5 protein-coding genes are annotated in these 6,649 nt (G+C 57.5%); all 5 read left to right on the plus strand.

Annotation, left to right across the window (positions count from 1 at the left end):
- Positions 1-224: 224 nt before the first annotated feature.
- Complete coding sequence (locus tag Q0C48_RS00215; RefSeq protein ID WP_291520474.1) at positions 225-494, plus strand: hypothetical protein; 270 nt, start codon at positions 225-227, stop codon at positions 492-494.
- Positions 495-787: 293 nt separating this feature from the next.
- On the plus strand, positions 788-1,972 hold the full coding sequence (locus Q0C48_RS00220) for an outer membrane beta-barrel protein (protein ID WP_291520476.1): 1,185 nt from the start codon (positions 788-790) through the stop codon (positions 1,970-1,972).
- A gap of 543 nt (positions 1,973-2,515) precedes the next feature.
- Positions 2,516-3,502, plus strand: a complete 987-nt coding sequence (pdhA, locus tag Q0C48_RS00225; RefSeq protein WP_291520478.1) for a pyruvate dehydrogenase (acetyl-transferring) E1 component subunit alpha — start codon at positions 2,516-2,518, stop codon at positions 3,500-3,502.
- Complete coding sequence (locus Q0C48_RS00230) at positions 3,490-4,470, plus strand: alpha-ketoacid dehydrogenase subunit beta (RefSeq protein ID WP_291520480.1); 981 nt, start codon at positions 3,490-3,492, stop codon at positions 4,468-4,470. Before pdhA ends, Q0C48_RS00230 begins: the two co-directional genes overlap by 13 nt.
- A gap of 97 nt (positions 4,471-4,567) precedes the next feature.
- On the plus strand, positions 4,568-6,649 hold a 2,082-nt coding region (locus tag Q0C48_RS00235; RefSeq protein WP_291520482.1), incomplete at its 3' end, for a 2-oxo acid dehydrogenase subunit E2.

Raw genomic sequence — 6,649 nt, forward strand, 5'->3', positions numbered from 1 at the left:
CGCCGCCCCCGCCGGTCTATTACGCCCCACCCCCACCCCCACCACCGCCGGGTTATTACGTGGCAGCGATGCCCGCGAGAGTTTATGGCCCTCGCCCTTGGGTACGCCGCGGCCCGCCTCCCTGGGCGAGGCGGTGGCGGCATGATGATGGGGATCGCTGAATGAAGCGATGGATTCCTGGTCTAATAGCTCAGCGATGGCAGAAAGACGAATAGGAGCAGGAAATGATCTTGAGAAACGCAAGCGCTGTTCCAGTTGGGCGGCGTTGGATGCTGGCGCTGGCTCTTTGTGTTGTGGCCCTCGGCGGTTGCGCCAATATGAGCCCCACCGGTCAGCGTGCTCTGAGTGGCGGCGCCATTGGTGCTGCCGGTGGCGCCATTCTTGGCACTGTCGCTGCAGGTAATCCCGCTGTCGGCGCAGCGGTTGGTGGTGCTGTTGGTGCCGGTGTAGGCGCAGCACTCCCTAGCATCGAGCGCACCCTCAACGGCAACTAAAATGCTGCCTGTTGTATAAGGCCCCCGCTTCATATGCCGAAGTGGGGGGCCTTTTTGCGTCTGAATGTTGTCGGCCGATCCGCGATGCTCTATAAAAACAACAAAATGATGCACTATAATGGTGCTTTGTGCGTTGTGATGGTGCAGTTGTTTAGTGGGCCTATGCTGAAAAATTGTAATTAAAATAATGATTATAAAGAAGTAATTTAATTTTGTGCTTTGTGTTGCTAGTGGTATGGCAATTGCTTTTTAGCAACACCAGTTGATTTTTTATAGAAACCTAAGGAGTGGTCATGCTGCATCACAATGCTACCCAATGTTCCCGCTTGTTGCACCGCACGGTTTTGGCCGCCGTTGCCCTGAGCCTCCCCATGATCGCCGGGGTGGCCCATGCCAGCCCGCTATCCATGCCTGCCCCCCTGACCTTCAGTGCTGGCCCTCTCGGTAAGCTGGATGTGCAGGGTATTGCCAGTGGCATGGCTTTTTACCAGGATAATCCGCAGGGAGCTGCAGGTACCTTAGGCGCCAAGTATGTTGGCGCCGATATTACTAACGGCATGCTCATTATTCAAAAGAATACCGGCTCTCTACAGTTTTATATCCAGGCAGGCGCCTACAGCTTCCCCACGCTGGCGGCTTCAATTCCTTCATCCGAGAGCAACATTAACGATTTCGGTGCGTTGCCCGTCGCGTATTTAAAGTATGTCCCCTCTTCTGACTACTCCGTGGAGATAGGCAAACTCCCTACGCTCATTGGCGCCGAGGGTGGTTTTACCTACCAGAATATCAATATCGAACGCGGTCTGCTGTGGGATATGGAGCCGTTAATCAGCCGTGGCGTACAGTTTAACGCCAGTAATGGCCCTATTAGCGCGTCGCTATCTTTGAATGATGGCTATTATTCCAATCGTTATAACGTGATGAGTGGATTACTGAGTTATGCTATTGATGGCTCAAATACAGTGAGTTTCTATGCGCAGGGGCCACTCGGTAACGTGCGTTTGAGCTCCCCGGATGTTGCTTATGGAGCGGTGGGTGATTCCAGCGAAATCTATGGCTTGGAGTATGAACATAGTTCTGGGCCGTGGATGATTGAGCCCTATGTGCAATATATGCATACCCCGAAGTCACCACTGCTGAATGTTAACCACTCTTTCTCCAATTATGGAGCAGCAGTGCTCGCCGACTATAGCATTACCAATACAATATCCCTGGCGGGTAGAGTGGAGTACTTGGACGTCGGCGGCCATCCGGGGGAAACGCTTAATAGCTCCAGTGTAGCGTCTAGCTTGACCGACTTACCGGCCGATTCTCACGCCTGGTCTATTACAGTGACCCCAACCTATCAGGACGGTGGCTTTTTTGCTCGCGCGGATCTTTCTTATGTCACGGCGTCTGCCCCTTCGGGGTATGGGTTGTCTGGCGGCACTAACACCACCCAGCTTCGTGGCATGCTAGAAACCGGCTTCATGTTCTGAATCTGAGGCACGCCTTATCACAATAGCCCCGAGAGGCTCGGGGCTGTCTCGCGCATAAAACCCGCCACAGATGTAGGGCGGGTTTTATGCGTTATGGCAGCGAATATTTCTTGCTTCGTTTGCCCCATATCGGTGAATAGTGCACTAGCTCAACACGCTGCTGCCCAATATGTGGGCAATTATTGCCGGGCGCGGGTGAATATACCTCGATTTTACTGGTGCTTGCATTGGTATCTATTTTGCCCTATATGCGGTGCAGTGTTGTGAACTTGTTGTAACCGCGTCCCCTCCGTTAGCAATATTCAGGGGCGGTCCTCCTGCCCTTTTTTGTGCGTCTTGAATTGTTCCAAATATTTTCTCCGGTGTTATAAATTCTGATCTAACTTTGTTTGGTGTCGTCCCTGCGGGCGCGAAGGTGCTTTATATGCAGGCACTCTTGACGTTTTGCCGTACCCTGGGCCATCATTCCCAAGACTTTGCTCTCAACATTCACCCGCGACCTGCATCCCGGCGATGCGGTCCATTATTTTGCCTGGGAGGACCATGGACGCCACGGACCAGAAGCGCCTGTTGCGTGAAATGCTTTTTGCCCGCCGTTTTGAGGAACGTTGCGCGGAGGCCTATCACGAACGCCAGATCGGCGGTTTTTTGCACCTCTATCCCGGTGAGGAGGCCTGCGCCATCGGTGTGCTGGAAAAGGCACGCACCGGTTCGGACTACGTGGTGACCGGTTATCGCGACCACATTCATGCGCTGAAGTCGGGGATGAATCCCAAGGCGTTGATGGCGGAACTCTTTGGCAAAGAAGCGGGTTGTTCCAAGGGCCGCGGCGGTTCCATGCATCTCTTCGATCCCGATGTGCGTTTCATGGGTGGCTATGCGCTGGTTGGCGGACCCTTCCCGCTGGCCGCCGGTTTCGCTAAGACGATCCAGTTGCGTGGCGGCGATGAAATCTCCATCTGCTTCCTGGGCGACGGTGCCAATAATCAGGGTACTTTCCATGAGACCATGAACATGGCCAGCCTGTGGAATCTGCCGGTGCTCTTTGTCTGCGAAAACAATCTGTATGGTATTGGTACAGCTATCGAGCGTTCGACGGTGGAAATCAATCAGTACAAGCGCGTGGCCCCTTACGGCATCGAAGCGGCGCAGTGCGACGGTCAGGATATTGATGTGGTCATGGCCCACGCCGAAAAGGCGGTGCAACATGTGCGTGAAAAGCGCAAACCCTACTTCCTGGAGTTGATGACCTACCGTCTGCGCGGTCATTCCATGTCGGATTCCGGTGCTTACCGATCCAAAGAAGAGGTGGAAGAATGGGCGCAGCGCGATCCTATCGGTATCTACAAGCGCCGTCTGCTGGATGCTGGGGTGGTCAGCGAGGATGAGTTCCACGCCATGGACAAGGCTATTCAGGATGAAATCGAAAATGAGGTCGTGCGCTTTGCCGCCGAGAGTCCGGAGCCGCGCGTGGAAGACATCGCCCGTTATGTGTACACAGAAGGAGGCAAGCAGCCATGGCTGAAATGATGTATTGGCAGGGTATCCTACGTGCCCACGATGAAGAAATGGCGCGGGACCCCCTGGTCTTTGCCATGGGTGAGGATATCGGCGTCGCTGGCGGTACTTACAAGGCGACCAGCGGCCTTTTTGCCAAGTACGGCGAGCAGCGGGTAATCGACACCCCCATCTCCGAAAACAGCTACACCGGCATCGGCGTGGGTGCGGCCATGGTCGGGGCCCGCCCCATCGTCGAAATTATGAGCGTCAATTTCGCCTGGCTGGCCATGGATCAGCTCATGAACAACGCAGCGAAAATCCATTATATGTCCGGTGGTCGTATCCGCTGTCCCTTTGTGATGCGGGTGCCGGGCGGCACGGCGCACCAGTTGGGTGCCCAGCATTCGGCGCGCATGGAGAAAGTCTTCATGGGTATTTCCGGCCTGCGGGTAGTGACCCCGGCAACCCCGCGCGACGCCTACGGCCTGCTGAAAAGCGCCGTGCGTTGCGATGATCCGGTGGTGATCATTGAGCACGAAAGTATGTACAACCTGAAGGGTGAGATACCGGATACGGAGTTCTTCACCCCACTGGAAGGGGTAGAGGTGATGCGGCAGGGTAAAGACGTCAGCATTTTTGCCTACAACATCAGTGTGCACTGGGCGCTGGATGCGGCGCAAAAGCTGGCGCAGGAGCATGGCATTGATGCCGAAGTCATCGATCTGCGGGCGCTCAAGCCCATGGATCGGGCGGGTATCGCCGCCAGCGTACGCAAGACTCATCGCGCCATTGTGGTCGAAGAAGATGAAGCCCCGGTGGGCGTGGGTTCTGAGGTGATGGCGATCCTCAATGAGGAATGCTTCTTCGAACTGGATGCCGCGCCGGTGCGGGTGCATGCCCTGGATGTGCCCATTCCTTATAACCGCCGTCTGGAAAAGGCGGCGATCCCCAATGCCGGGGATGTAGTCGCCGCTGTGCGGAAAATGCTGGGCCGGTAAGGTTCCGGCGACTGTTCTGGCGGCTGACCGTGGCCTATCCTTCGGATGGCGTCACGGCCTCCCTCTCAATCTCGGTTTGACTCGATAATGGTGAAACATGGCTGAACCTTACGTCATCAAGATGCCGCAACTTTCCGACACCATGACGGAAGGTGTTCTCGTTTCCTGGGAGAAGCCCGTGGGTGCACGGGTGGAGCGCGGTGACGTGGTGGCGACGGTGGAAACCGATAAAGCCATCATGGATGTGGAGGTGTTCCGCTCCGGTTATCTGGCAGGGCCTCTGGCCGAGGCTAACAGCGTCATTCCGGTGGGCGGGGCTATTGGCTATATCTCCGATAGTGCGGTGGAGACGGTGGCGGCGCCTGTTTACGCCGCACCTGCTGCTGCCGTTACACCAGAGCTTGCGTCCATTGCGGTATCCGCCCCTGAGGGCTACGCCGTCAAGATGCCGCAGCTCTCCGATACCATGACCGAAGGCGTGCTGGTGTCTTGGGAAAAAGCCTTGGGGGACAGGATTCAGCGTGGGGATGTGGTGGCGACGGTGGAAACGGACAAGGCCATCATGGATGTGGAGGTTTTCCGTGAGGGTTACCTTTCTGGTCCGTTGGTGGCGGCAGATGTGGTAGTGCCGGTAGGCGAGCCTATCGCTTGGCTGGTGGAGTTGCCGGAGCAGGTGCGCCGCGAAAGCGCTGTAGTCAGCACCGGCACGGCGAGCAAAGTCAGTTCCGTACGCGCCCCCGCAGCAACCTCCACGACCGCAGCCACCGCCATGCCTGCTCCGGCGGCGCGTCCGCAGCAGGGTGCGGCCAGCCCCTTCGCCCGGCAGTTGGCGGGCCAGCAGGGGGTGGATCTCAACGGGCTACGCGGCACCGGTCCGGCGGGTGTGGTCGTGGCTGCTGACGTTCTCGCAGCTGGCCGTCTTGCCGCACCAGTGGCCTCTGCACGTCCCGCTGAGCCCGCAGTGCCTGGTAACGGTCGCGCCATGACGGCCATCGAAAGAGCGATTAGTCAGGCGATGGTCGCTTCCCTGAGTATCCCGGTTTTCCATGTCACCGTGCTGGCCAAGCCCGAGGCACTGATTCGCGCCGCCAAGGTGCACAAGGTTTCCGTCACGGTGGCCATCGCCAAGGCTGCCTCGCAGGCGCTGAGCAAGCATCCCTTGGTGAATGCCGCTTATCAGCCCGCGGATAAGATTGTCGAACGTAGTCAGCATGACATTGGCATTGCCGCGACCACGGAGGATGGCGGGCTGGTAGTGCCGGTGCTACATGGTGTGGAAGGTAAAGGCCTTGATCAGTTGCAGGCAGAATGGACCCCACTGGTAGAGAAGGCGCGCAAACGTCGTCTCAGTCCGCCTGAATATACGAACCCGACCTTTACGATCTCCAACATGGGGATGTACGGCATCGCCCAGTTCGATGCTATCGTCACTCCGGGCACGGCGGCCATCATTGCTATTGCCGGGAATGGCCCCGAGGGTATGCCTATTACCATTACTGCGGATCATCGGGTGGTGAACGGCGCCGAGGCGGCCCTGTTTCTCAAAGACCTGAAGCAGGCGATTGAGCATCCGGAAGCTTGGCTGGGCAGCACCGGGCCGATGATTCCCGAAGGGGACTATGACGTGCAGGTGCTGGTCATCGGCGCTGGCCCAGGCGGTGAAGACTGCGCTCGCGAACTGGTAGAAAACGGCATCAAGGTGGCTATGGTCAATAACGCACCGCTGCCCGGTGGCGAGTGCCTCTGGCGTGGTTGTATCCCTTCCAAGGCCTGGCGCGCGGCGGCGGACCGTATCCGTGACCGTGAGCACGATGCCGCCATGGGACTTACCCTGGGTACTCCGAAGCTGGACTGGGCGCAACTGGAGCAGCATCGGCGCGGCATTCTCCAGACGCGTGGGGAAATGGCGCTGAAAACTGATCAGGGTATGAAGATTCAGGTGTTGGAGGGCTATGCCCGCTTCACCGGGGCGCATAGTGTCGAGATTAGCGGTAAAGATGGGCGGACTCTGACTTTCGGTGCTTGTGTCATTGCTACGGGCGCTCCCGCCTTTGTGCCGCCGATTCCCGGCATTCAGGAAGCGTTAAAGAGTGGCGCCGCCGTGACTTCTGATACGGTCTGGGACTTGCGGCAGCCCCCCAAACGCCTCTGTGTCATCGGTGCCGGAGCCATAGGGATG

Origin of the sequence: Acidithiobacillus sp. (genome assembly GCF_023255755.1) — a bacterium.
Taxonomy (GTDB): Bacteria; Pseudomonadota; Gammaproteobacteria; order Acidithiobacillales; family Acidithiobacillaceae; genus Acidithiobacillus.

Bases quoted from the DNA above. Each gene is read 5' to 3' on its own strand.
- Q0C48_RS00215 (WP_291520474.1), top strand. From the start codon at position 225: ATGATCTTGAGAAACGCAAGCGCTGTTCCAGTTGGGCGGCGTTGGATG.
- Q0C48_RS00220 (WP_291520476.1), top strand. From the start codon at position 788: ATGCTGCATCACAATGCTACCCAATGTTCCCGCTTGTTGCACCGCACG.
- pdhA (WP_291520478.1), top strand. From the start codon at position 2,516: ATGGACGCCACGGACCAGAAGCGCCTGTTGCGTGAAATGCTTTTTGCC.
- Q0C48_RS00230 (WP_291520480.1), top strand. From the start codon at position 3,490: ATGGCTGAAATGATGTATTGGCAGGGTATCCTACGTGCCCACGATGAA.